General features: G+C 52.7%; 25 protein-coding genes and 1 pseudogene. 13 read left to right on the plus strand and 13 right to left on the minus strand.

Annotated elements, in window-relative coordinates; genetic code table 11:
* Positions 1–16: 16 nt before the first annotated feature.
* Genes ACWHYZ_RS04580 through ACWHYZ_RS04590 form a run of 3 tightly spaced genes read right to left on the minus strand, consistent with a single transcriptional unit; the run spans position 17 to position 660 of the window.
* On the minus strand, positions 17–316 hold the full coding sequence (locus tag ACWHYZ_RS04580) for a hypothetical protein (RefSeq protein WP_447986107.1): 300 nt from the start codon (positions 314–316) through the stop codon (positions 17–19).
* A complete protein-coding gene (locus ACWHYZ_RS04585; protein WP_447986108.1) occupies positions 313–483 on the minus strand; it encodes a hypothetical protein in 171 nt (56 codons plus the stop codon). Before ACWHYZ_RS04585 ends, ACWHYZ_RS04580 begins: the two co-directional genes overlap by 4 nt.
* A gap of 24 nt (positions 484–507) precedes the next feature.
* Positions 508–660: a hypothetical protein gene (locus ACWHYZ_RS04590; RefSeq protein WP_447986109.1), complete on the minus strand. Its 153-nt coding sequence runs from the start codon at positions 658–660 to the stop codon at positions 508–510.
* Positions 661–1,199: 539 nt separating this feature from the next.
* Here ACWHYZ_RS04590 and ACWHYZ_RS04595 point away from each other — a divergent pair.
* A complete protein-coding gene (locus ACWHYZ_RS04595; protein WP_447986110.1) occupies positions 1,200–1,346 on the plus strand; it encodes a hypothetical protein in 147 nt (48 codons plus the stop codon).
* Between the two features lie 156 nt (positions 1,347–1,502).
* Positions 1,503–2,402, plus strand: a complete 900-nt coding sequence (locus ACWHYZ_RS04600) for a ParB/RepB/Spo0J family partition protein (RefSeq protein WP_447986111.1) — start codon at positions 1,503–1,505, stop codon at positions 2,400–2,402.
* A 581-nt stretch (positions 2,403–2,983) separates the two neighbouring features.
* Here the strand turns inward: ACWHYZ_RS04600 and ACWHYZ_RS04605 are convergent.
* A complete protein-coding gene (locus tag ACWHYZ_RS04605; protein WP_447986112.1) occupies positions 2,984–3,211 on the minus strand; it encodes a hypothetical protein in 228 nt (75 codons plus the stop codon).
* Between the two features lie 120 nt (positions 3,212–3,331).
* Here ACWHYZ_RS04605 and ACWHYZ_RS04610 point away from each other — a divergent pair, with 120 nt between their 5' ends.
* From ACWHYZ_RS04610 to ACWHYZ_RS04625, 4 genes are all read left to right on the plus strand, one after another.
* The gene (locus tag ACWHYZ_RS04610; RefSeq protein ID WP_447986113.1) at positions 3,332–6,100 is read left to right on the plus strand and encodes a hypothetical protein; all 2,769 of its coding nucleotides are present in this window, start codon (positions 3,332–3,334) and stop codon (positions 6,098–6,100) included.
* Between the two features lie 26 nt (positions 6,101–6,126).
* A complete protein-coding gene (locus ACWHYZ_RS04615; protein ID WP_447986114.1) occupies positions 6,127–6,987 on the plus strand; it encodes a hypothetical protein in 861 nt (286 codons plus the stop codon).
* A gap of 494 nt (positions 6,988–7,481) precedes the next feature.
* Entirely contained in the window at positions 7,482–8,711 is a 1,230-nt protein-coding gene (locus ACWHYZ_RS04620; protein ID WP_447986115.1) for a hypothetical protein, read from the plus strand.
* A 389-nt stretch (positions 8,712–9,100) separates the two neighbouring features.
* Positions 9,101–10,012: a tyrosine-type recombinase/integrase gene (locus ACWHYZ_RS04625; RefSeq protein ID WP_447986116.1), complete on the plus strand. Its 912-nt coding sequence runs from the start codon at positions 9,101–9,103 to the stop codon at positions 10,010–10,012.
* Between the two features lie 341 nt (positions 10,013–10,353).
* Here the strand turns inward: ACWHYZ_RS04625 and ACWHYZ_RS04630 are convergent, their stop codons facing one another.
* Both ACWHYZ_RS04630 and ACWHYZ_RS04635 read right to left on the minus strand, forming a co-directional pair.
* The gene (locus ACWHYZ_RS04630) at positions 10,354–10,509 is read right to left on the minus strand and encodes a hypothetical protein (RefSeq protein WP_447986117.1); all 156 of its coding nucleotides are present in this window, start codon (positions 10,507–10,509) and stop codon (positions 10,354–10,356) included.
* Positions 10,510–10,944: 435 nt separating this feature from the next.
* Positions 10,945–11,163: a hypothetical protein gene (locus tag ACWHYZ_RS04635; RefSeq protein WP_447986118.1), complete on the minus strand. Its 219-nt coding sequence runs from the start codon at positions 11,161–11,163 to the stop codon at positions 10,945–10,947.
* A gap of 660 nt (positions 11,164–11,823) precedes the next feature.
* Here ACWHYZ_RS04635 and ACWHYZ_RS04640 point away from each other — a divergent pair.
* Positions 11,824–12,231, plus strand: a complete 408-nt coding sequence (locus tag ACWHYZ_RS04640) for an OmpA family protein (protein ID WP_447986119.1) — start codon at positions 11,824–11,826, stop codon at positions 12,229–12,231.
* Positions 12,232–13,134: 903 nt separating this feature from the next.
* On the opposite strand, the gene ACWHYZ_RS04645 is transcribed toward ACWHYZ_RS04640, so the two are convergent.
* Together ACWHYZ_RS04645 and ACWHYZ_RS04650 are read right to left on the minus strand one after the other, a co-directional pair.
* Positions 13,135–13,311 (minus strand): SDR family NAD(P)-dependent oxidoreductase, encoded by a 177-nt coding sequence (locus tag ACWHYZ_RS04645; RefSeq protein WP_447987517.1) that lies wholly within the window; start codon positions 13,309–13,311, stop codon positions 13,135–13,137.
* Between the two features lie 451 nt (positions 13,312–13,762).
* On the minus strand, positions 13,763–14,044 hold the full coding sequence (locus tag ACWHYZ_RS04650) for a helix-turn-helix domain-containing protein (protein ID WP_447986120.1): 282 nt from the start codon (positions 14,042–14,044) through the stop codon (positions 13,763–13,765).
* Positions 14,045–14,133: 89 nt separating this feature from the next.
* Here ACWHYZ_RS04650 and ACWHYZ_RS04655 point away from each other — a divergent pair, with 89 nt between their 5' ends.
* The 4 genes from ACWHYZ_RS04655 to ACWHYZ_RS04670 all read left to right on the plus strand — a co-directional run bounded on the left by ACWHYZ_RS04655 (position 14,134) and on the right by ACWHYZ_RS04670 (position 16,920).
* Positions 14,134–14,985 (plus strand): hypothetical protein, encoded by an 852-nt coding sequence (locus tag ACWHYZ_RS04655; protein ID WP_447986121.1) that lies wholly within the window; start codon positions 14,134–14,136, stop codon positions 14,983–14,985.
* A 412-nt stretch (positions 14,986–15,397) separates the two neighbouring features.
* Positions 15,398–15,604 carry a hypothetical protein gene (locus tag ACWHYZ_RS04660; RefSeq protein ID WP_447986122.1) on the plus strand — a complete coding sequence of 69 codons (207 nt, stop codon included), beginning with the start codon at positions 15,398–15,400 and terminating at the stop codon, positions 15,602–15,604.
* 226 nt (positions 15,605–15,830) lie between these two features.
* On the plus strand, positions 15,831–16,055 hold the full coding sequence (locus ACWHYZ_RS04665) for a hypothetical protein (RefSeq protein WP_447986123.1): 225 nt from the start codon (positions 15,831–15,833) through the stop codon (positions 16,053–16,055).
* Between the two features lie 292 nt (positions 16,056–16,347).
* Positions 16,348–16,920, plus strand: a complete 573-nt coding sequence (locus ACWHYZ_RS04670) for a hypothetical protein (protein WP_447986124.1) — start codon at positions 16,348–16,350, stop codon at positions 16,918–16,920.
* Between the two features lie 236 nt (positions 16,921–17,156).
* Here ACWHYZ_RS04670 and ACWHYZ_RS04675 read toward each other — a convergent pair whose 3' ends face one another.
* The 5 genes and pseudogenes from ACWHYZ_RS04675 to ACWHYZ_RS04695 all read right to left on the minus strand — a co-directional run bounded on the left by ACWHYZ_RS04675 (position 17,157) and on the right by ACWHYZ_RS04695 (position 22,436).
* Positions 17,157–17,534 (minus strand): type II toxin-antitoxin system VapC family toxin, encoded by a 378-nt coding sequence (locus tag ACWHYZ_RS04675; protein ID WP_447986125.1) that lies wholly within the window; start codon positions 17,532–17,534, stop codon positions 17,157–17,159.
* Positions 17,531–17,782, minus strand: coding sequence for a type II toxin-antitoxin system Phd/YefM family antitoxin (locus tag ACWHYZ_RS04680; protein WP_447986126.1), 252 nt, complete (start codon positions 17,780–17,782; stop codon positions 17,531–17,533). The genes ACWHYZ_RS04675 and ACWHYZ_RS04680 overlap by 4 nt, the downstream gene beginning before the upstream one ends.
* 812 nt (positions 17,783–18,594) lie before the next feature.
* A complete protein-coding gene (locus tag ACWHYZ_RS04685; protein WP_447986127.1) occupies positions 18,595–20,298 on the minus strand; it encodes a cation:proton antiporter in 1,704 nt (567 codons plus the stop codon).
* A 106-nt stretch (positions 20,299–20,404) separates the two neighbouring features.
* Positions 20,405–21,224 (minus strand): annotated as a pseudogene (gene secF, locus ACWHYZ_RS04690) (protein translocase subunit SecF).
* A 1,041-nt stretch (positions 21,225–22,265) separates the two neighbouring features.
* On the minus strand, positions 22,266–22,436 hold the full coding sequence (locus ACWHYZ_RS04695) for a hypothetical protein (RefSeq protein ID WP_447986128.1): 171 nt from the start codon (positions 22,434–22,436) through the stop codon (positions 22,266–22,268).
* Between the two features lie 446 nt (positions 22,437–22,882).
* On the opposite strand from ACWHYZ_RS04695, the gene ACWHYZ_RS04700 reads away from it, so the two are divergent.
* Both ACWHYZ_RS04700 and ACWHYZ_RS04705 read left to right on the plus strand, forming a co-directional pair.
* The gene (locus ACWHYZ_RS04700) at positions 22,883–22,972 is read left to right on the plus strand and encodes a PEP-CTERM sorting domain-containing protein (RefSeq protein WP_447986129.1); all 90 of its coding nucleotides are present in this window, start codon (positions 22,883–22,885) and stop codon (positions 22,970–22,972) included.
* 125 nt (positions 22,973–23,097) lie between these two features.
* A complete protein-coding gene (locus tag ACWHYZ_RS04705) occupies positions 23,098–23,220 on the plus strand; it encodes a hypothetical protein (RefSeq protein WP_447986130.1) in 123 nt (40 codons plus the stop codon).
* The last annotated feature ends 470 nt before the right edge of the window (positions 23,221–23,690 follow it).

Below are 23,690 nucleotides of genomic sequence, written 5' to 3' on the forward strand. Positions count from 1 at the left end.
GCGGCTCCAAGCCCCACTAGTCGGCATACGGTTTGAACGTGGGATTCCAGATGCGCCGTCCGGTCTCATCCGCATAGCATACGGTGCATGGGCGGTTATAGAGATGCTCCCGGGTGTGGCCGCCGAAGTGCGCAAAGGCGCGTTCGTGCGTCTCGAGGAACTGCGCGAGAAGCTCATCCGCGCAGGCGTGATAGAACCCGCGGCGGCTGAACCCCAACGTGAGCACGAAGACGTGCACGACGGAGGGGCCACCGCGAAACGGGATCCTGGCTTGCCCCCCAATCAATCTGACTTTGCTGCCCCGGCGGCGTCTCAAACCGCAGGCGCGCGCTCCGCTTGCATCTGCACCTCGCGCAGCGGCGCCACACCCCGCTTCACCGTCTCGTAACTGCCGGTGTAGCCGCGGCGGGCCCGTAGTTCCTGGTACAGAATCTGCGCCGAGTCATTCACCTCGCGGGGCGCGATCACGCGAGAAGTCGGCATGGGCCCTCAGCAGCGTGTCGGTCATCACCGCCGGTGGTAAGGCCGCCAGGTCGTTTGTCGCAAATGGCTGCGCACGGTCTTCCGATCCGGGTCGAACCGCCGCCCAATCTCTGAAATGGACACCCGCTCCTCGTTAAACAACCGTCGAATCGCCGCCCACCGCTCCTGATTCACCATGCGCGCCTCCCCAAGTCGGTTCACCTAAGGACGCATGATCGTCGAATCTTCGGCATCGTCAAGTCCCATCTCACCCTCCTTCTGATAAGAGCGTGAGGAAAATTCAATGACCACATCTGGGGATTATTGAATGACCGCTGACAGCCAGTTCAACGTGCCCTGTCTCTCGCCATATTTAAACTATGCGAATGAGCGCGTTACGAGCGGTAGCGCCTTTGCGCTAACGTGCGTGTGAGCTCTGGCGTTATTGGTAATGACGTCTCGTTCGGGGCTAGCGACTCTGAAGTTTTGCGAGTGAACCCTATCGCGCTTCGCTCGATCGGGTATGTATCTGTGTTACTAACAAATGCTCTGTAATCGGTACGATTGTCGATACCTCCGTTTGCGTTCCATGCTTTTCCTGCTTCGGCGCCCATATGAATGTTAGAGGAGTGGTGACATTGCGTGCCGTCATCACGCGCTGTAAGCATGTCGATATGGTTAAGATTTCCAGAAGATGGGCACGTCGAAAAACAAGAACAGAGCAAGGAGGGGTCTGCGTGAAACCACTGATACGTCTTCTTCGTCTTGAAGATGATATTACGGATGCCGACGTGGTGCAGGCCATGCTTGTGGCAACTCCGGTGCACTATGATGTGGGCTGGGTGGAGAGTTATATCGTTTGTCGTATTCGGTCTAGATCTTAACGCCAACTTACTGTCCTCAACGGTGCCCTGCCGTGATCATCTGCCATTAACTGTACAGCATATAGCTAGAATTGCCTAGTACTGTCTCCCCCCAGCGTAGCGTAGTGTCATCAGCAGAACCACATTCCACTTACTCAAATGTTAGGGAGGAACGACATGAAACAAGTGAAGCGCGAAGCGGCACAGGACAACGCCATTCTGTGGGTGAGCCCAAGTCTATTAGTAATTGACGAACTAAACGACCTGCTGTTTCCCCTGACCGCTAATGATCTTGAAATGCTTACTCGTAGTATCGAGCAAATAGGTTTCCAGGACACAAAAATCATAGACACCGTGCCCGATACGAAACGGGACGGCCACTACCTCGTATTGGATGGGCGAAAGCGCACCAAGGCCGCGCAGCTACTTGCGATCGAAAAAGTTCCCATCCGCGTTCTCACTAAATTAACCGACGAACAGAAATTCGAGGCGGCGACAGTAAACAATGTACTTTTGAACTCAATTCACGCGAAACTACCACCGAGTCAGCGAGTGGTCTTGGCAATTCTCCTCCTTGAGCGCGAGCGGTCCTCTGGGAAGAGCAATCGGCTGTTCCCGGCGAAGATTTGGTCTGTCGCAAACGTGAGCAAGAGTGACTGGTGCGACGCTAAGCGCTGCGTTGATCGATGGCTAGCTGAGGCAAGCAAGCAGAATCCAAAGCTAAATACGCATGATTTGCTTGTAGCAATTTTAAAGAAAGAGATTGAATGCCCCGGATTATTTAATTTCTATCACTCGTCAAAGTCCATCCGTAAGCAGCTTCAAAGCCTAGAAGGTGCCCCGTCATCTGTCTCCCATGATGCCGTAGAAGTATCACCTCTGACGGCTCTACGAAAATATGTCACTCATCTCGGCAAGAACTCCACATTGACGAATAGCGAGCAAGTGATTGTAGGTCAGGTTTTGCAAAGAATCTCGGATGGCCTCCTTTTGGGAAGTGGCCACCAGGATCTTCTACGTTCTACCTGCATCGATGTCGCGGAATTGCTTGAAGTAAAACACCACAGGGCTGAATGATAACAAGTATTAATGCTTATACGGGTCTAGATCGGCAAATCATAAAGCGCCCGGATGGAGGGTCATTTGAAGTCGTGAATGATGAAAAGGAGAGAGTTCACATGAAACGGCAACGGACCACCACAGTAAGTGAACCACTTGAGATGCCGAGTGAAGATTTGATTGAGCGCACCCTACCTCATCCCCTTTTTACGCTGACGGAAAATTGCCGACAAAGGCGGGGAATCAATGGGAAACGAAAAAAACACCGACATATTTTGCCGAGGTTCGACGTGTTGAATCGACGGCAGCCACTTCCAGCACTGTTTACGCGTGAGGACCTCCTTAGTAACACTCTCGCAAGGACGTGTCGCGTGCTCAAACTGCATAAGAAACGCCACGTGCTTCTTACCAATCCGATGGCACTGCAGTGGTGTTGTCGGCTCGGGGTCAACGTAGTCGTAGAATACATTTCGCACGCCGGCCCCATTGAAGATGCGCTTATAAGCACCTGCAAAGAAGTCATACGGGAGTGCCTTTCTCCCACGATGCTTGTGCCAGCTGCGTATTCGCATGATTGGCGCATTCAAGTATTGCTTCGATTAAGAGGGGAGTCGCCCTGGCCTCCAGAGGGGGTCGCAATTGTGCGAGAGAATGGCTTCGGCTCCTTTCTTGAGAAAGTCGAACATTGTCGCACCGAGCTTGCCGGTCGGGGCCCGCGCATGCGCGAACAGGAGAGCGGCAATGTAGGTTGGCCGGCTGGCTCGCTGTTCTCGCTTTGCTTCCCTAATGTCACGCTGGCGCAGGTCCTCGAGTCCTTGCATGTCCATCGAAGCACTTATCAGGCTGCCAGAACCGTCTACGGAGAACAATCTGAGTTCACCACCGATTGAACGATTATCAATTCTTCTGAAGGCTGCAGCTATCTGCATGAAGCATAAGGAAACGATATGAGAACATTCGCCCGGTCGTCACATGCCCTGTTTAAGAATCCTGAACTTAACTTGCTCCATGAGAAGTGCGGGCAGCTGATCCCTGCCATTCCGGGGTTCCCCTTGGGTCGCCATCCCCGTGTAGCTGAAGTGCTACAAGGGCTGAAGAGCTGCCGTCTTTACAAATCAAATTCAGATTTTGAGTTTTATGCAGAGGCGGCTCAGTTTTTAATATATGCGCTGCTTCCGCCCCCTGACCTGTGGGGATGGTGTCGATGGACAGATTTGCGCACGTCTCTCCTTCGCGGTCTTTGTTTGTCGATACACCTAGCAGGCGACATCCACAAGCGTTTAATGGTCACCCATGAGATGCTCACGGAAGTTGTCGGTAAGAATTCTGCTCCGAGCACTGATGTATCGGAGAAGGATTATCCGCTTTACTTTTTGTACATGCACCTGTCGGAGGATCTGAATGCATTGGGACAAGAGCCCTTTCAGGCATATGGGGTTTCCACATACTTGGCTCTCACCCGTGTGATGACAAAGGAATTGGCAGCAATTGAGCAAGGGCGTCCACACCGAAGCCCCTTTCGCCAAAGCATTGAGTACGATACGGCTATAGCATTGCGCCGTTTCTTGACGTATTGCCCGATTCCATTCCAAATATCCGGGTGCGACACGGACCCTAAGGTGCTCTGGACCGCATTCTATCGAGCACTGCGCCGTGAGCGTGCGCTCGATGACAGTCGTCATCAGAGCGGCAAGCTTCTAGAGGCACAGAAAACAGTGGAGAATAACTACAATCTGGCGCTTGCCGCTTTTGAATATAGTTCTCCACGCCGCTGGGGTTCCCGCGTTTCCAGGTATGTTCTTAGTTTGCCCCGCATGATTTCCAAGGAAGTGTGCCGTCTGCGCCCCCAGCCCAATGACGTGTCAAGGCAGCTGATAGAATGGCGTGATACTGACATGCGACGCGGGTCGGTTGCCGTCCGGGTGCGTGAGGTCAACAGTAGCGTCGAACTAACGGCCGCTGGGTATCGGGAGCTCTTAGAAAATGGAGAATCATTGCACGAGGAGGCGAAGAGTCGTCTGGAGTTGTCTCGCTCCGCCGATATTCCGACCACTTCACTGCAAAAGCGTATCTATCAGTCTCATTTGGCCGCACAGGCCCAACGAGGGCGCCTTGTATGCTTTTGGACTGGTGACATTCTGTCGATTTCTGCATTGGCCGGTGCACTCGTTTTTATTGTCAAATCGTACCTGCGTGAGCCGTGTTTGACCACAGCGGCCGCATTAGCAAGCTTTGCTCTTGTGCTCTTTCACGGCATGCGGCCTTATCGAGTGGAATCCGCGACTATTCGGCTATCCGATGAGGGGCTGAAGTCCGATTCCCTCGCGCCAATATCATTGGTATATGACGCGAAACACCGAGCGTTGGCCTACCAAGTCGATGGAGACGTTCTTGGTTATACGAACGGCAGTGCGCCGGAATTCGTGAACCAGTGTCGATCTGCCTCGCCTGTTGCCTATTTACCCCTTGGACAATTGGCCTCCGGTCTCATGCGCTGTTATCTGACGCATCGGCCGCTCCCTGAGCACATTCCTTCTTCACTTCGACAGCACTTGTTCTTAGTCGGCTCAGACGGAAGCCTGGGCAAAGGGTCGATTGCAGGACTCGATCGCGTCCTGGCCTCATGCGGTCCGTTTAATAAGGTCTGTGTCACCTCTGAGGCCGTGGCCCGCAGTTTCCTTGTACACGCGACGACCCAATTCGGATTAGATCCCATTTGCGCTTGCTACGTGACGGCGGACGTGCCGAGGCAGTACCGCGCTCAGATGGCCTATACCTATGTTTCCCAGGATCGTCTTTGGAGCGACGCTGCCTCAATTGATGTTCAATTTACCCGCCTAATACTCGCTGAAATTGACCAGCATGGTGCCGCATCAGCTGAAGTGGCGGCGTTCCTACAAGGTTCTGTTACCGAGGGTGGCAAATGTGAATCTATTGTTCCCAATGGCTATCAGGGCACGGGAACTCGTTGTGTTATGACTGACGCTCATATTCAGGAATTTAATCGTGGAATAAAAGAGGCGATCACGAAACTGACAGATCGCGCCGCAGCCGATCAACGTTTGGTTCTGGTGACTCTCCTGTTTAATTTGCTGATGGTACATAATTACCTCCTTTTCAGCTTTGCAACCGGTCTTCGACCGCGGCGCATCCCACCAGTCAATGCCGCCACTGTGCGGCTTGGCCAAAACAGTCGTGTTCTTATTAGAGATAAGCACAACAAGCGTTTTAATATGGAACCACGCCAGATTCCCTTGCCCCCGCTCGCCTGTCAAGGCCTAGTTGCCTGTGCAGCGGCAGGTGACATGATGGAGACATATCTTCGCCGACGCTTTATCTTCATTAACAAGTGGTTAGAGCGCGAGGGTCAGCCATATTTTTATCTTCTTACGGAGGACGGACACCCAATACATCTTTCCCCCGCAAGGCTCACAGATGTACTTGCTTCCATCGACGATCTGTTGACGTTGTTTTTGGTGCCGGTTAATGCTGGACGCCACTATCTCCGAACCAGCCTATTTGAGGCTAGATGGGCGTGGCGCATGATTGATCTGTTCATTGGCCATGTTCACGAAGGGGAGGAGCCTCTCGGCGTATTCTCCGCAGCCCGCATTCATGAAGCCGAGCAACATTTCATTGAACACGTCGAGCCTATGTTACGGAAACTGGGATTTAAAGCGGCGACGTTACAACCTTCCGTGCTTGGCCTCCAATGAACACCCGATGCTACAGAGAGAGAATCATGTCACGTGCAGCGTATCTCACTGAAGTTGAAACGTGTGTCCGACGTTGGCTTCCGCAGTGGGTCGGAACACAGCTGAAGCATTCCAACGATTGTGAACAAACGCTGGGCGATCTGTGCGAGCGTCTCTCCGCTCTCACCATAAACACGTCACTGGTCAGCACTCCTTATCCCTTATCTGATCTGGAGGTTGACGCTCTTGTTAAGAAAAAGATTGGATCATCGTCCACCACAATTCCCGCTCGGTGCCTAAAAGACGTCCTGATAGTTCTTACGGAGGCCCGGTTGCTGGATGCACGCTGGCCGGTCGTGGGGCTCAGAACCCCTCGACGGGTCGTCGTAGATTTAACACCTTCACATACAGTGTATTGGAGCCGGATTGATGATGTGCGTTTGCACTGGTTTCGAACAGTGATTACTGAAAAGTTTCCCTCCTCGTTGTTGTCAGCGGACAGTAGACGCTTTCGAGAGTTGGAGGATAACTATGCCTGTGCCGCCATGTTTGCTCTGCTTTTGGATGTGGGGATGCTGGCCGATCTTCATGGACGAGTAGTGGCCTGGACGAGACGTAAGGATCTCCATGTTACACAAGGTCTGCTTATCGTCCGTGGCCCTTCTAAAGGCCGACGAACAGGACGGAGAAAGTATGAAGAGAACGCGGAGGTCAGTAGCCGAGGACGCGTGCAACTTGGCGTGCTAACGCGTCTTATCCTGAACCGGTATCTACTATATAACCAGAAATGTGGCTTCAGTGACGGGCGATCTTGTCAAGACCCGTATCTCTTTCCGGTGCGCTATCGGGAGCACCCGACGTTATTTCAGCAGTGGGTCCATGCAGAGCTATTGAAGCTGTTCTATTAGCTGAGCAGGAAGACATCATGGCGATCACGGCATCGGCTCGTCACATCATCTATGCCTCTCGTATCGAAGCTTTACGATCCTTACCGCCCTTCTTGCTTACGCCTCTGCTTGGCCTGGTGTCCTACCGGCCCATGACAGAGGAGAGTTTCAATCGCTTTGTTCTTCCTAGCTCGGCGACTGAGGATCCCGTGGGGATGACTGACGCCTGCGGTTCTATCCCTTCACAGCTGCCGACACAGGCCCCAACTAGCGATATTGGATTGGATGATGCTTCCCCACCTTTCCAAATTCCGGCTCATCTCGATGACACCGTCAGCGCTGTCCGATCTTGGACCAAAAATCTTCGATACCTTAACGATCGCCCGGCACGAATCCTATTAGCTCGCCAAATTCGACGCCAGAGCGAAAGATTAACCCTAGCTTCGGCGTCTATGTCTCATAAGGAACTATTTTTAGAATCAAACTGCAAGCTTGCACTGGAGTATTTGGCGCACATGCTGGAGCCCTCCCCCAAGAGGCATCGTGGATTGAAGGCGTCGACTGTGGCCAGCTATTGGTCTAATTTCATGGAACACCTCATCATCCATTCCCATGCCACGAATCTATTGTCCCTCTCTGATTCTGATGCCGTCGTGAATTTTGTGGCAGGCTGTCTCCGTACGATCCGGGTGCCCAGCACACGCGCAACATATCGAAATAAATGGTCTCAATTTATTCAATTTCTACATCCGCGTGGCGTGGCCCTTCTGAACTGCCATGACCCTCGTATGTATATTCCTCAGGACCATCTTCCCTATCCCATGCTGCACTATGCTGACATCGATCGGGTGATTGCATTGATTTCGACACAGGCTGACGTCGATATCGCAATGGACTTAATACAGACCGCGGGCTTGGCGGGTTTTCTTGGATTGCGTCTCCACGAAATCCATAACATCGCGCTTCAGGACGTATTCATGAGTCAGAACTTGCTCTTTCTTTCTATTCCGAAGTCCAAGTCATCCGCTGGAATACGAACCCTTCCATTAAGCTTGTTACTACCCTCCCATGACCTTCAGCGATTTCTGAATCATTGGGCATGTCGGTTGCGGGAGGCCAATGGAGATTTAAGCCGCCCATTCTTGCGCGTGGCAGAAGGCGGCCTCAGTGTCAATGCACTTGGGACGCGCATGGCCTCCTACATTAAGCAAATCCATCCTGAGTCAAGCTTGCATGATTTTCGGCACACGGCTGGCTCCTGTCTCCTATTGGCATGGTGGCTCTCTCGTCATTGTCAAGCTGCGACGGAGCTGCCTTTTCAATTCACGCACCGTGGATTTGCTTCAGAGCGGATAGCCCGCGTCCGAACACTTTTTGACGGAAGCGACGATCGTCAATATTGTGGCGGCGACCTTTTTGATCCGATTCTCTTTGCGATTGCGAGAATTCTTGGTCATGCCTCGCCAGACACGACCGTCTCCACATATCTTCACACCTTTGAAATCGTATCGCTGTTGCATCAGTGCGCACACCGGGACGGGGCCGACCACCACAGTGGTGTGCCCGCCTTGAACCAAGGTCAAGCAGCGAATCTACTCCAACGTAGCTCCCCCGTTGTGGCCAAGATTCTTTCGAGCGTCCCAGGCGCTATGCCCATACAGAGTTCTCGTGTGTTGGAGCATCAACTGTCCTTCAAAAGGGTACTCGAGGCCCAAATTGCGCTCTTACATCGGCACAAAACGTAGAGGGTTGGTCATTCTTGATCGGGAGACACCGACACTAGCATCGTCAAGACGCTACCCCCTTTGGCACTGCCTTGCCATGGACCGGCCGGTCCGGGATCTCACCTTTTCTCGAATCTTTGTTCACGTCGAACTCTAATGCTATTCCCGGACTGAGCACTTCAGTCATCACGGGTTTTCTTCGAATGGGTCTGTATTTGGGATTTGAGCGTTCCGCTAGACATTTAGTGGGAATATTCTCCCCCATCAACTGCTGTACGGTTGCTATCGGTCTCGGTATCGCAGAGACACTGCCGTTGTCTGCACTGTTCGGTCCCACTGTCTGTATCGCCGATGGGAGGATATCAACAATCGGGATGTTTGAAGCACAAAAGGAGGTATGTGGAGATAATATGGAACAGGTCAATATAGGGACAAGCTATGAAGCACGAACGTTCGGGAGTTTTCGTGCCATCTATGAGAAAGAACTTAGGGCGGAAAAACTCGCCGATCTTCGCAGACCGCTCGGCATTGTAGACAGCCTGCTCTTACCGCGCTGGGGAATGCTATCCTTGGTCGCACTCACCAGGGAACATGGTATCGATCTGATTCTGCAACTGCGCGAGGATGGATATGAGGAGCAGGGCATCCGCCGTATCATTAATACGGCGCGACGCTATGTGAACCTTGCTATGCGGCACGGCTTGGTGTCTTCGAACGTTTTCCGGGGTCTTCCATTGCAACCTTATGTGCCGCGGGACCGTATCGCGTCCCCAGATGAACTCAGGATGCTACTTCAGTCCTGCTCCCTTCGCATGGGGAAGGTCATTGCATTGGCGTTCAATGTGCCTTTCAGGCAGGAATTGATTCTAGAAGCCAGTCGAAACTACGTGTATGAGAGAACAGATGGCTTATGGTACCGACCGCCGAAGGCGCCGACAATCGTTAAGGGCCGGCCCCTTGAAATACCTCTCAATAAAACCGCAGCAGAAGTTGTGCTGGGCGGCACGGCTCACCAACCGAATGTTTTTGGGGGCTGGAAGTCCGAGAAGTTCCGGAAGAGTTGGCGACGACTGACTAAGCGTGCCAAAATCGATGACTTGCACTTCCATGATCTTCGAAGAAACGCGGGAAGTGCCCTCCAGGAAGCACGTGTCCATCCTGAAGTTATCAGGCTTCTCTTAGGCCACAAAGGACAGGATGTTACGGGGATATACAAAACATTTGACAGTTGGCGGCCAGACTTAAGGAATGCCATTGAAGTGCTGCATCAAGCCTGGTGCGACATTACTCGTAGAGATGGCTCCGGAAATCAGACAGTATGATAAGGGGTTCCCTTGTGTGACCGAAGCCATTGCCTGGTGGCGAAACAGAACAGTAAGGCGATGAAGAGGACGCGAAGGAATGACGGGGTGGAATTCAAGGCCAAGGGGCCTTGAGTGCGCTGCGAGGCGACAAGACGCTGGCCGAGTTGGCTGAGCAGCTTCCTAAACCAGATCTCATATGGAAGCACAGGTGCCGGAGCTGTGCCGACAATGCCGCGGCCGAAAGATTGTTCAGAGTGCCCAAACGCGAACGGGTGAACCGACGTCAGTACCAAACCCCAGCCGAGGTCAGGGCGATATCGAGCCGTCTCGCCATCAGCGCGAACGGCGGAGACTAAAACTCACAGCAAGCAGGGAAACGCCATCTGATCCGCAAAGACCATGACATCCGCCACCCAATCATAGGATTGGGTTTGGCGGATGGCGTATTGAGTCCTGAGCTCCTTGTGCTTCCTATTCCAGGTCGGTGTCTCGCCCTTCGCGATCGCATTTCTCATCGGCCTCGCCGGTATCACGCTCTTCACTTTCTCATTTGCCAATCTGTTTTCGCATCCAACCGGTGAGTTCTGCCTTAGCTAAATCGGCCGCAGCTACCCGACGCGTCGCAGTCTCCAGATCTCTGGGAGGAGGCAATTGATCGACACCGTTAATTTTTAAAAGGCGAGGGCTGCGACGGCTGCGGCACGTTTATTTCAGTCGTTGAAGGGATGGTTTGGAGCAATATGAAAGAGGTAGGCCCCTGCCATAGCCGCTACGTCTTCATGCAGATAAGCTCCGGCCAGGAATGTCGACCGTGTCGAGATCTGGAGGTGAAAGGTGGCACCGGGAGGTAGACGTGCCGTCTATCACCGGCGATAGGGCATGCTGAAGTCTTTTAGAACTGCATGCCACCATTGCATGGTGATGGCAGGATGGACTAGGGCTGTCGGTCCTTAAAACGGCAGGCGGATTCCAAGCTGCACTTCGTTCGGCATGACGGTTTTCCCCATGAGATCCCGGAGGATCCGCTCATCCTGTAGACTGCCCTGCTGCGCGAGGCCGCGAACCATGCTGCCATTCACATCAGTCGTCGTGCCGCGGGAGAAGCCAAACCCCAAAAATGGCACCAGCGCGCGGCGCCCGTGATAGTCAAGTGCTGGCGGCTCTCGCATGAAGGCACTATCAGTGCCTTGGGAGAGAGTAAATGGAAGAGCTTCACGGTGCGGCAGAGGCGGTGGTGGACCCATTGAGATATTTTCAGTAGCAAGGCTAGGGATAGCCGTACCGAGACTGACTGCCATGACGATGAAGAAAACATGCCCTTATGGTGCCCCCTGTTCATCCTTGAGGGCAAGAGGGGCGAAGTCCGTAGGAAGTATAGCCGGGACGCGCAACTCATCTATATCACTAGGGAGAACAGTTGACCTCTGAGTCTAAGGCTGATAGTGTTCGAGCTGACGCGTCCAAAACGGGCGAGAGGCATGACCCAACCTTCCCGACTTCGTTCCCCATCGCTCTAGCGTGTAGTCATCGGCGGGCGCTGGCGACACATCTCTCATTGGTGGTGGCAGCACGCTACTACTCCTATGTTGCTCCATAGTAACCATACGAACTCATTTATCTCGGGGACGACCACAGTGGCTCAATCGGGAATCTGGGTGCTTCCGATCCTCGTCTTGAACGGCAGTGCCGCCCCGGTCTATCTCATATCCCCTGTGGTGATTCGCCTTCCGCGGGCCTTTTGACCTCAAGGAGAAGATGAAGGCGACACCCGAGGGAGACGGACAGCATTTCTGTTCCTACGCCAGGGACTCTTTCATAAGGAGGACCGTATGGTCAGAGTCTTTACCCTTTCCTATGCGATAGTCTTGGTCTCTATGGCAGCCTGCCAAAGTCAACATACCTCCTCGATCAGCACGGACACCATCCCGTCTCTCTTGCTGCGTGCCCCTCACTCTTCCGGAGCGTTACCAGGAGCGACGGAACGCATCATGGAGGATCAGGTCACCGTGTCGGGTCGGATTGCGCCGCAAACCACGGAGCGCCGGACCGCCACCGGCGACAGTGTATCGGAGCGCCGCCAGGAAAACGTCTACTTTGATTATGATAGTGCGCGTATCACCGAAGAAGGACAAATGATTTTACGTGAGGTCGCCAACCGTCTGCGCGCGAGCGGCACTTACGCCAAGGCAACCATCGAAGGGCATTGCGATGCGAGAGGAAGCGAAGAATACAATTAATACTCGGGGAACGCCGAGCCGTCGCCGCGACACAATATTTGCGGGACCTCGGCATCGGTCCAGAACGCCCGACCGTGCTGTCATATGGCCATTCCCGCCCAGCGTGCACTAAGACTGATGAAAGCTGCTATCGCCTGAATCGGCGAGCTCACATTCTGTTAGAGTCGGACACAATCGCGGCGCGACCCTGACCACTGGCCCTTCAATTCTAGGACTAGTCACCCCTTTCGGCCCGTTATCTAGTAAATAAGCGTTGAGAATCTTCCGGAACCGGTTTTCGATAGCAGTCTGATTAGTGCATCACTCGGAGAAAGCAGACGCTAATTCGATGCATGTTCGACTGTCGGTCGCATCAACCCAGGCCAAAAGCGGGAGCTGGCCCGTTCTATAGCGCGGCACGGAAAGGCCACGGCCATGGCCGCTGCGCCGGTTCCTATGTCCACGTGGGAGATGCCTGGCTCTCGCTTAGCCACCTCAATTCGCCGTTGACTCAATATCATTTCTGCCTCCTTCTCGTTGCTTAACAGCTTTCCCAGTGGACTTTTCCAATTGCATCAGCATAGGCCATCCAATAGGTTTTTCCGCGCCGGTAAAGGCCCCAGAGCTTCCGAGCCATAATTCAACATCCTATTTACGAATTGTGTTGTTGAGTTGCTGTTGCAATTTGGTGTGCCAGATCGGTGCGAATCTATCGAAGTTTGATATGGTCGAATTTGCTGACAAACTGAACTCGTTCTCTGATGAGTTCTCAAAGCGCATTCGGACCGCATGATTGGATACTCCAAGGCGATCCACTACTTGAACGTTTCTCACGCCCGCCTCAAATAGCCACGAAGCGCACGTCCAACGTAAATCCTCACATTTGAGCGTGGGATGCCAATAGCTAGACGGGCAACATAGAAATCAATTGGTGAGTGGTGTTGCGCGATAGATGCCCCATCCTCGCCACGCAGCGAATCCACCTATCGAACCGAGGTTCAGGACCAGTCCGGAATGCCGTTTGCGCATCGACGGCAATACCGCACCGGTCAGGTTCAGTAAGCCTCCACATTCACAGCGAACACGGCGTGTCAGCCCTATAAGGCAAAAGCTATCTTACGGGTAAAGCCCGAACCGCTGACGCGTCCGAAACAGCCGTTTGCTGAGATAAACGTGTCTGATAAGCCCACGAAGGCTCAAGATAGAGGACGGTTAACAGCGTAACGAGCCGGACCCTTCCTGGTGACCGTTAGCCCGACCTCTTGCTAACCAGGGAAGTAGGCCAAACAGGGACAACTTCACTTCTTCATTTGCGCACACTTGTGCCGAGATATTACATCGTATTAACGAGGCAAGCTAAATAGCAGCCTCGGTTGCAGCTTTCTTCTGGCCGTGATCGTGCGTGTGTGGGAAGGTTTGACGATTAGCGACAGCGTAATACTCTTATGATCAGTCCCCGTTCCTAGCGCCTTTACTGCTTGCCGTTCTCATGCTCCGGACGGGACACATTTCGTGACTCGGTAAAACGGTAGCGTTTGGGTAAAGCCTTCGGCTACTTATTGCGATAGTCGCGCCGGGAAGCGGAAATGTGTTTTAGAATTAAGCAAGGGTCAAAGCCAACTGCTTTGGCAACTTGAAGGAACTCGACCACGTCTAGCCTACGTTCTCCCTGTTCATACTTTGACACATAAGACTGTGGCCGGGATAGCTTCTTGGCGACCTGCATTTGGGTTAAATGCTTACATTTCCTGATTTCAATGAGTTGTCTGCAGAGTAGCTTGTATTCTCGGGTGAATGTCGACTTTGGCATGAGGCCTCCTCTGAGGAGGCCCATGATCGATCCTAATCTAGGATTATTCCAAAATAGGATATTAATTTAGCTGCCCCATTGGTATAATGGCGCAAGCCAATAGGGAGGTTTCAATGGATGAATACGGAATGTGGGACATACGGCCAGAGGATGTTCTCCCATACCTTTTTGGGGCTGCACCTGACTGGCATTCCTTCAAACACTTTGATGTAGAAAGGCAGGCGAGATTTCTTCTAGAGCAAGCAGAGAATCAGCAAGAATACGAACTGGCGATGTATTGGACCCGCTTAAAAGGAAAAAATCCCAAAACCATCCGGCATACACTGTATACGGAAATTCTCGCCGCGGTTGCAGAGGACGATGATTGTCCGCCTTTCCTAAAGCGACCGGCTTCTCAGAGCCGTTATGATATTGAAGAATCTCTATTTCGGGATAGGTTTTTCATGCTCACTCCATCAGAGTTGAAAATGTTCCATCACTTGCGCCGAAGGGCCTGGGAACAACAACGAGCGGCGGAGACGTGGATCACGCGACTCCAAAGCCTTGATCTCTGTCTTTCCCGGACCTTTGAAGCGACGAACCACTATCTTGGAGGCGGAGCGGAGCCCATCGTCTGCATTCGTGTAGCCTATGACGGGTTTGAACACTTCGTCAGAAGACAGGCCGGAAACAATTGCCTTCGACTGACTGATGAGGCTGCATTAACCAAGTCTTTCCCGGATCTGGCGCCATGGGTCAGGGACTATATCATCGAAGCTGGAATTCATGCTGACGATGAGAAGGAATTGGTCCCTGAAATTGAGCGTGATAAATATTTCCTATTGTTTCTTATGGCGGCGGTCGCCGCCGTGTTAACACGGCCAGCGGATGCGGCTCTCTGCTACCCCTTATTCGAGATGCCTTTTGTCGGTAAGGTACAAAGTTCGCCGCCAAATGATTCCCGTATCATGAATTATAGAAGATAGGCGGTTGGTTGCGTCCTATAAGCGGGTCGGGTGTTTTCCATAATGAGCAACAGTGTTCGCTTCCCGTCTGAGACGACGGCCCATGGCGGTCCATGTAGTAGATGGCGGCTTGGGATATTCGAACGAACGCACTCCTGGCGAGTGGGCGTGGTCAATTACGCTAGGAGAAGGACAACAATAGTGCTCCCCATCAAGCCCATTTCGGATCTAAAGAAGAAGAGTGGTGACATTGCACAACTCATCCATAGAAGCAATGGTCCTATCTTAATCACAAAGATTCTAGAGAGACATGGTGATGACCCTATGGCTCAGTACAATCATCTTCAAAGGACAATTGAGTTGTATGAAAAGTTGCTCGTAGCGGAATTTCAAGGTTGAAGCTGGGGAGAGACGTCGATCCATGAGGAAAGTGATGAAAGGTCTAAAGAAGCAGATCGGTAAGGCGAAGGTAACTTTCCAAACAGGTGTTCGCCATGGTGTTGAGGTTAAAGAACCAACCGTGAGTAGTCGCCCTACCATTGAACACAAGGACAACGTGAAAGACCTGGTGAAGAAAATCACCAAACAGAATCGGCATGAGGCCACAGACTGGACTCCCGTGGGAAAAGAGGAACTGTGAGACGGTGGCTTCTCCAGAGAAGAGTTCAAGGCTGGCGAGAGAGGACGGTTGGTGAGCACAGTTAGAAGGAGTTTCGTCTTAGCCCCTTCAGACTTAACCTTTGGGATGAATGTGTGCGCTTATCAAGGAATGAACGTGCCCGCGCGTGATGATGATAGCTTACCTGGATCGTAACGAGGTCAAGTGCTTTTTTGAGATTTGTCGTCCTTTTCATTGGCGGTACACGATGGAAGCCGCGATCTTGGGGTTCATGGCTGTGGTCTGGGCGTTGGCGGTGTGGTGTGCACTCTCGTCCAGGACATCTCATGCCAGGGAGTTGACGAATACAGCCGGTCGACCCGTCACCGCCGAGGAATCCCATGACCTTGGCGAAGTGAAAATCGAACTGATAGACGGGCAAATCGGCACTCCAGAAATGCGAGCAAATACTCCTCCGTGCTTTCCTTATTAACGAGGGACTAAGTGCCGTCATCAGACTCGCGCCTCCTCAGGCCTGGCAAAGGCGATGAAGAAGTCATATAGCCACATGTGAGATCGTGCACGGTTGCTCCGATGAGCGCGGCGGCGATTACATGGATGGGCAGTTTATGTGCGGCTCGGATCGCTCTTGCCTAGGCGGTCGCTGGCGCTCCGCTGCATGTTCAGGATTCGCGGCCAGGCTACTAGCCGTGCGGGCGATGCGGGAATCCGCAGCAGCTGCCAAACTCGCCTTTTAGCCTGCGTGGCTTCATTTGGGGGAATTCATGACGCCGCTTGATTGGGTATTGCTCGTGGGGACCATTATCGGTTTCATCGGTGCCACGAGGTCCGTGTACCTGGCGTACTTTCGAACCGGTGAGTGGAAGAACTCAGTCCCGATTACATCGCCCACCCTTTCGGCGGGTCCTGAGTTGGATCGGCGCATTGCCGAAGACTTTATGGGACTCATCCCCTGCGATCAGTGGGAAGGTCCCTATCCCCAAGAAGGGGGGCTCATATGGAACCACACCGGGCCGACTGATCATCGGTGTTACCGACAGGACGATCCCCCTCCGTATTCGCGATTATGGGGTCAGGCCTGGGCAGTCCTGGAGGAATTGCAGCGAGGAGGACGAGTCGTGGTCATCACCCTGGATGGACATCGGCGCCCACCAAAATATACCGTGATGATCGACCACTTTCATCCTGTCGAGGCCGACACGGTGATCCATGCCCTTGCTTATGCCGCGCTGAACACGATCCAGCGAACACGGCGGCCTGTCGAAGAGGGGTCATGCTGCATAGGGTTTGACTCTAGGAAGTTGTTAGAGATGCAAGAGACAAGCAGACGCGCATGAGTCAAGAATACGCCCAACAAACTCGCTATTCAAGGCGCTTTGGTACTGTTGTCAACCCAATTTAGAAATGTCCTCTTTCTCCCAAAGTAGAAATGTCCGGGGTTATGTCGTCGCCGCCGCCGCGGCTTTGTGACGCTCGGGTAAGAAGCGGCGATGCCACGGATGCGCGCGGCTTCGGTTTGACGGGGCGCCGCTTCGGGGTGAACGGCGGGGATGCGGGCCACCTTGATTGGGCATTAAATCACTTCAATGAAATCGCCATAGTGGTGGAGTTGTGTGTCGGCGGTGAGGAAATGTAGGTGGTCAGACTGTGCTTGCGCCATCAAGAGCCGGTCAAAGGGATCACGATGATGCCACGGCATGTGCTGCAGTCCGAGGGTGTGCAGAGCCGTCACCGGCAGCTCATTGAATCCACTGGCGGCGATGCCTTCGACCAATTCGTGAGGATTGGCGGTGAGTTTCTTCAGGTGAATTTTCAACACGGCTTCCCAGATTGAGGCGGCACTGACGAAGACGACAGGTGCCTTCTGAATGCGATGGCGAATCTGTTTGGAGAGTTTCGGGGAGTCCGCGACATACCAGAGGTACACATGAGTATCCAGCAAGTAGTTCATAGATCACGTTCAAAATCATGGACGACCTTACTTGGCAACGCGGCATCGAAGTCCGGCGCAATCGTAATCTTGCCTTTGAGAAACCCGGGGTGCCGTGCGGGAATCGACGCGTCCAGTGGGGTGAGTTGTGCGATGGGTGTACCGCCTTTGGCAATGATGAATCGGTGCCCTGCAGCCACTTTGGCAATGAGTTGGGATAGATGCGTTTTGGCTTGATAGATATTGACAATCTCTGCTTTGTCTCTCATGACGCACCTCCACTATGAACTAGACTAAGTCTAGTCTGATTTGACCTATGAGTCAAGTTGACATCCTTCAACAGAATGATTTCGCTATAGAACTATCACGGACGATCAGATATTTGAGTAAAATACCCCCCAAATGATACCTTGTCCCCACGCGGCAAGGGCCGCGTGACGACCGCTGGCCGGGTCGCAACTGAGCGCGACTGGACAGACGTGGACGAACGTGATCTGGCGGGGACCTGCGCCTTAGTGAAATCCTGAGTGCAAGCCATCAAGGCTTCAATAACTGAATGACCCTCATGATCCAAGAAATAGCAAAGATTTCTGATTGAGCCTTGCAGATCGACCGTTGCTTTTCAAAATTCCTTTTCGATATTCCTTGTCATTACCGGTATCCTTGCTGAACGTTTGGCGCAAAGGCCAGGGATAGATGGAACCACGGAAATCACGTTTCTCGGCCTGTCTCAGCTCGTGCATCATCACCTGCTCTGGTTCCTACTCGGCATCTATGCCCTGGCTGCAATTTTCCCCGGAACTGGGCTCGCAATTAGACAGGTCTGTTTTGGTACCCTCTCATTTTTTCAGACCGAGACCCAAGTATCGGTTCTCTTGAGGTTCCGATCTAGAAGGAACGGCGTTGTCGTGTCAGGAGGCCCCGAGTGGCGGCGTGCTTTAGGTTTGATTCTTACATCCTCGTGGTCAGACGGTTATACAGCATCCCTGTGCCGCTTGCTTTGCGAGAAAAACTGGCCGAAATGTGATTCAGTGACCTGACTCTGAAAGAGAATCAGACAAGTCCATCATTGGTGCATTTACTATATCTCCGTTCTCGACTCAGTTTTGCCCGCTCGTCGGAACTGTTCCAAATAGTCCAGTATTCGTTCCTTCGAGAGTCCTAACTGTTCCAATGCATGTCTGATCACAGTGCCAGCCGCTTCAATCTCAGGCTGAATCACTTCGCTGGCTCCAACCGCCATCAGTTGCTCTGCTTCCGTTCGACCGTGGGCACGGGCAAGAATTGGCACCATGGCATTCATTGTTCGCAGGCGTTGAACGGCCAGTTTGGCCGGCTCTATTTCCGGAAGCGCAACGATTACTAGAGATGCGCGATCTGCACCAGCCCTCACAAGAAGCTGCGCATGCGAGGCGTCCCCATAGAGAGCGTAAATATCCCGACTCCGCAGCTTGCTAACGGTATCCGGATCGCGTTCGATGACAGCATAGGAAAGACCGAATGTCTCTAAGGCTGCCCCCACAGCACTTCCCACACGACCGAACCCACAGATGACCACACGCGTGTCTAATGCCTTGGATTCAGGTGAAGGTGGATCAGTCAGATGACCGGCATGTAACCAAGGGACGCCGGCGATCCATGAGGGGACATACCGTACGAGTGCCGCGTTGAGGATAATGGTGATCAATGAGGCGGCCAGCGTGGCATTGTACACTTCTGTGCCGATGTGTCCAGCCATTCGAGCTGCTTGGACAAGCACGAAAGAGAACTCACCGATCTGCGTCAGACCCGTCCCCACCAAGATAGCCGTTACCAGGCTGTAACCGAATATGCGAACTACCGTCGTCCAAATGAAGAACTTTCCCACGATAATCAAGGCAATTATGATTCCAAGCAAAGGCAGATTCGCGATGATGACGGATGGGTTAATCAGCACACCAATCGTCACGAAAAATAGGGCTACGAAGACATCACGGAGGGACAGGAGTCGTGCCAGTGTTTCGTGTGCGTATTCCGATTGACTGATGATGAGCCCGGCTAAGAACGCTCCGAGGGCCAGCGACAGGCCAACCAGCTGAGTGAGCGCAGCGGTGCCAAGTCCAATGGCCAGCGCCACGAGAAGAAACAGCTCCGAGTTCTGAGTTCTCGCAACGCGGGTCATGATGAGAGGGACGACTTTCGACGCCAACAGAGCAAAGGGGCCAAGGATGAGTAGGGCTTTGCCCAGGGCCTGCCCGATCAGAATGAATCGGCCTGGCTCTAACGCTCCCAGCGCCGGCAAGAGCACCATCATGGCAACCACCGCGAGATCCTCCACTAGGGTGATCCCGATCATCACGCGCCCATGCTGAGTATGGAGTTCTCCACGATCGATCAGCAAACGAGCCAGCACCATGGTACTGGCCATTGAGATTACGGCGCCGATGACGATACTTTGGATCGAGTTCCACCCGACCACACTCCCGATGCCGACTGCCAATCCAATGGACAGCATGATTCCTAGGGGGCCGCCCATAAGCGCCACCCATTTCACCTCCATCAAGTCCTTAAAGGAGAACTCAATGCCGATGGAAAACATCAGGAGCACCACACCGATTTCGGCAAACAGCTCGAAGGTGTGGGCATCCAAAATGGCGGGACCGGGGGTAAACGGACCGATGAAAATGCCGCCCAAGACGTATCCCAAAATCAGCGGCTGCCGAGCCATCCAAGCGAGCCCCCCTCCGAGCACCGCTGCAACGAAGACATACGCGAGATCACGGAAAAAGATTGGGTCCGGAGTCATAAGTACCTCTTCCGACTTTTTGCAGATCCGATCAATCGAACTGGTCCATGAATTTGGTTGCGCATTCCTTTAGCCTCCCCTGGTTTTCAGCGCGGCCTTCCCATCTCTATTTAGCCGGCCCTAGATTAGGGGATGTCTCCCAAAGAGCCAGAAGAGGGCTCGCAACAAACACCGATGAATAGGTACCAATTATGACCCCCAGTAATAAGGCCAGGGAGAAATCATGAAGCACCTCACCTCCGCCTTTCATCAGAGGAATCAGAACCAGGATCACCGTCAGCGAGACCACGATGGTGCGGCTGAGAACTTGATTAATTGCGTTGTTGATCATGTTCTCAAACGATTCCCGCCGCCGAACCTTGAGATTCTCGAATCCGGTCGAAGATGACCACCGTATCTGTGAGGGAATACCCGGCTAACGTGAGCAGGGCTGTGACAAGAAGGAGTGTTATTTCCTTGTCCAACAAATAGAAGATGCCTAGTACGGCCATGGCGTCATGCAGGGTTGCGATCGCGGCCGCCACACCGAATCGAAATTCAAAGCGCGATGCAATGTAGACAACGATGCCAACAATGGACAGCGTAATGGCAAGCAATGCGTCCCGCTGAAGTTTCTGACCAATAGTGGGGCCAATTTTCGTACTCGATTCCATGACGTACACTTTGTTCTCTGTCATAATGTCCTGCAATTCGACGTTTGACCATCCCCGATGTACCAGTTCAGCCCGAACCAGCTCAATGGACACTGGAAGATCGAATGTCAGTTGAATCGCTGTCCCCGTAAAATCGATTCCGAGGTTGGCCGCGCCACGAGCTATTTGGACGACGGCAATAATGCCTAAGATTACTAATACAGAGAAGAGTGCAAAGGAGTAGCGCCGCCAGCCTATAAAGTCTATCGAGGTCTTTCCTATGATTTCGAACATTGAATTTCCTTATGTTCTAAGCTTGAAGGAGTTCGGACCTTTCGACCTCCTCAGAGGCCGCAAAACAGCGATAGGGAGGTGGCTCTGCAAAGTGCCTGAACCGCAACCTAAAGGAACATTGGCTATATGGCTGTGGACCGATCGGCTCTCGCGATGCGGACACTCCGCATCCGTTCATGAGAGTCGATCAAATGAGATAGAGGGAAACGGTTTGGTGGATGGGACGCGGGGAAGGACGATTGGCCGTCTGTCCATCTGGTTTTACTGTCGTTAGTACACTCAGAAGAGGAATGTGGGATCTATAAAATCTCAGTGAAATCGGATCTGCATGGTGACGGCGTAAGGTGTCCCGCTTCTGACTATCGGAGTGTTCTGCTATAGCCTTTTGATTGAAATCATGGTTCTGCTCAGCTTTAAAACTAGACTGAGGTCCGGTGTCGCTGTGGGCGAGACGGTATAGGTCACTAGATAAAACAGAGAAGAAGAGAAGACAGAATAGCATTATGTGGCGGAGTAGGGCAGTCACCTGACTAATGTAGTGGTTACAGAGGTCCCGAATCAAGGTCCAATCCGCCTGCCCTTCTTGGTACGTCTTTCCAGAATTCCAATTTGAGGCGCTATCTATGACAAGCTGCTGCAAACAGTTGTGGCCTATGGGACAGGTGGGTTTACTAATGCTATTGATCTTACATAGCGGTAGTGTTTTTAAGTCGAGAGCCCTTCGGTTCGAGTCCCAGCCGGCTCACCAAACTTCAATAGCTTCTGCTCATCGTCCAACCGCCACCAGCAAGCCGCACTGGGATTTTGAACGTCACTATATCTATATCAGTATAGGTAACCCTCGCCGCTGCAGTCGCCCGGCGTCCAGCAGAGAACCATGGTCCTTTCGACGAGTGCTACTGGACGGTGCGGGCGGACGTGGGTGACACTTGTGCATAAAAATGGAAGGGGCTGACGGAATTTAGCATCGATACTTGATGTGTAAGAGCAGGAAGAGAAGCGACTGGTAAAGCCCTTACGAGACCCTAAGAGAGGAGGCTGCTATGCCTGGGGCCGCACCGAATTAAGAAAGGCCTCGACCTCTTTGATAACAACCGCCTGTTCCTGGGGTGTTAACTTGTCCCAATGCTCTCTTAATGGTTCAAAGTACCGCCGAAGCGAGCTATACAAGCTATAGGCCTTGCTGCCTTTTTCCTCCCCGATATCCGCCATAGGGTCCTCCCTAGTCTGCTCAGTGTAAAGAATCCGGCTTCGCCGAACAAGTCGATTCCAAGGTCATCGTTCCACCCTTTATGTCCGTATCTTTTCAATGAGGCGCTTAACCCAGTCCTCACTCCACGGAGACCGCCACTTCCAACATGAAGGCCCTAGACCTAGGCCCTAGACCTTACGCCCAATATATTTCATCGATTCTGCCTGGTACAAAAGATGTGGACCACTCGAAAGACAGCAAAGGAGATACTATGCGTCCACATACACTTTCAATGTTAGCAACCGCGTTATTGATCTGCTTTGTATCTCTCGCACAAGTCGACCACGCCGCCGCTATGTCATTTGGGAAACATCACAGCGATGGCGGAGCGTACAATCCACCCGCGAGTCAAAGCACGGGACCATCATCTATATCAAGCCTAAACTCCATTGATGCACCTCCCTACATGACTCCAGTTCCGGAACCTTCGACCGTGGTGCTGCTTGGATCAGGAGTCGTCGCGCTGGGCCTATGGCGCTGGAGGAAGAAAGACTAAGGATACATTGTGCACCGCGTCCCCCGTTCTTTCGGGACTAGACGCGGGGCTGTGATAGGCAGTAGACTATCTCCGCCCAGGCAGGCCTTGATCTGCTCCGCATGTACGAATAGGAGGATTGGGCGATGGATATGATCAAAGCTCCGCTCGCTTTTATTGCCGCATTGGCGATTCTTCTCACTCTCTGTCTCTTTGCAGCGCTATCCATGTACTTGCAACCACAACGGTGGAGTGAGCGTGCATCATGAGCCGAACTTGCTTAGCTGTCATTACAACATTGATGCTGGCTGCGGCAACCAGCTTTCTGTGGGCCTAGGTCTGTTCTCTGGTAGAACGACACTATTTCCTGTTCGGTGAGCTACGTCTATCCCATCTCACGGCTGCGAACCTTTACCTAGGTTTCCTCTCCATCCTCTAAGCACGCGTGACATTGCTCCATTCCCCAGGTACCATGATCGCTACAAAAATGCCGACGACACTGTGAGCACGTCATGAAAGTCATCCGTATACGGTCAGCCTTCTCACATACATAACAATTTTTTTCCCGAGCAGCTTTTGGCACGCAACGCCTCCTCTAACATCAATAGAACCCGTTCTACTTTGCCGTCTTGCATATTAACGTGCGCCGCATAATTCACACCAGTGGTAAATGCACGGAGGGAAATCGGTGGTCCCTACGCCAGCCGTACTAAGGAAAGATAAGCATGTCAAAAATGTA

This window comes from Nitrospira sp. Nam74, from assembly GCF_965152615.1.

Bases quoted from the DNA above. Each gene is read 5' to 3' on its own strand.
- ACWHYZ_RS04585 (WP_447986108.1), bottom strand. From the start codon at position 483: ATGCCGACTTCTCGCGTGATCGCGCCCCGCGAGGTGAATGACTCGGCG.
- ACWHYZ_RS04590 (WP_447986109.1), bottom strand. From the start codon at position 660: ATGGTGAATCAGGAGCGGTGGGCGGCGATTCGACGGTTGTTTAACGAG.
- ACWHYZ_RS04600 (WP_447986111.1), top strand. From the start codon at position 1,503: ATGAAACAAGTGAAGCGCGAAGCGGCACAGGACAACGCCATTCTGTGG.
- ACWHYZ_RS04605 (WP_447986112.1), bottom strand. From the start codon at position 3,211: ATGGACATGCAAGGACTCGAGGACCTGCGCCAGCGTGACATTAGGGAA.
- ACWHYZ_RS04610 (WP_447986113.1), top strand. From the start codon at position 3,332: ATGAGAACATTCGCCCGGTCGTCACATGCCCTGTTTAAGAATCCTGAA.
- ACWHYZ_RS04615 (WP_447986114.1), top strand. From the start codon at position 6,127: ATGTCACGTGCAGCGTATCTCACTGAAGTTGAAACGTGTGTCCGACGT.
- ACWHYZ_RS04620 (WP_447986115.1), top strand. From the start codon at position 7,482: ATGCTGGAGCCCTCCCCCAAGAGGCATCGTGGATTGAAGGCGTCGACT.
- ACWHYZ_RS04625 (WP_447986116.1), top strand. From the start codon at position 9,101: ATGGAACAGGTCAATATAGGGACAAGCTATGAAGCACGAACGTTCGGG.
- ACWHYZ_RS04630 (WP_447986117.1), bottom strand. From the start codon at position 10,509: ATGAGAAATGCGATCGCGAAGGGCGAGACACCGACCTGGAATAGGAAG.
- ACWHYZ_RS04635 (WP_447986118.1), bottom strand. From the start codon at position 11,163: ATGCGAGAGCCGCCAGCACTTGACTATCACGGGCGCCGCGCGCTGGTG.
- ACWHYZ_RS04640 (WP_447986119.1), top strand. From the start codon at position 11,824: ATGGTCAGAGTCTTTACCCTTTCCTATGCGATAGTCTTGGTCTCTATG.
- ACWHYZ_RS04650 (WP_447986120.1), bottom strand. From the start codon at position 14,044: ATGGGCCTCCTCAGAGGAGGCCTCATGCCAAAGTCGACATTCACCCGA.
- ACWHYZ_RS04655 (WP_447986121.1), top strand. From the start codon at position 14,134: ATGGATGAATACGGAATGTGGGACATACGGCCAGAGGATGTTCTCCCA.
- ACWHYZ_RS04660 (WP_447986122.1), top strand. From the start codon at position 15,398: ATGAAAGGTCTAAAGAAGCAGATCGGTAAGGCGAAGGTAACTTTCCAA.
- ACWHYZ_RS04665 (WP_447986123.1), top strand. From the start codon at position 15,831: ATGGAAGCCGCGATCTTGGGGTTCATGGCTGTGGTCTGGGCGTTGGCG.
- ACWHYZ_RS04670 (WP_447986124.1), top strand. From the start codon at position 16,348: ATGACGCCGCTTGATTGGGTATTGCTCGTGGGGACCATTATCGGTTTC.
- ACWHYZ_RS04675 (WP_447986125.1), bottom strand. From the start codon at position 17,534: ATGAACTACTTGCTGGATACTCATGTGTACCTCTGGTATGTCGCGGAC.
- ACWHYZ_RS04680 (WP_447986126.1), bottom strand. From the start codon at position 17,782: ATGAGAGACAAAGCAGAGATTGTCAATATCTATCAAGCCAAAACGCAT.
- ACWHYZ_RS04685 (WP_447986127.1), bottom strand. From the start codon at position 20,298: ATGACTCCGGACCCAATCTTTTTCCGTGATCTCGCGTATGTCTTCGTT.
- ACWHYZ_RS04695 (WP_447986128.1), bottom strand. From the start codon at position 22,436: ATGGCGGATATCGGGGAGGAAAAAGGCAGCAAGGCCTATAGCTTGTAT.
- ACWHYZ_RS04700 (WP_447986129.1), top strand. From the start codon at position 22,883: ATGACTCCAGTTCCGGAACCTTCGACCGTGGTGCTGCTTGGATCAGGA.
- ACWHYZ_RS04705 (WP_447986130.1), top strand. From the start codon at position 23,098: ATGGATATGATCAAAGCTCCGCTCGCTTTTATTGCCGCATTGGCGATT.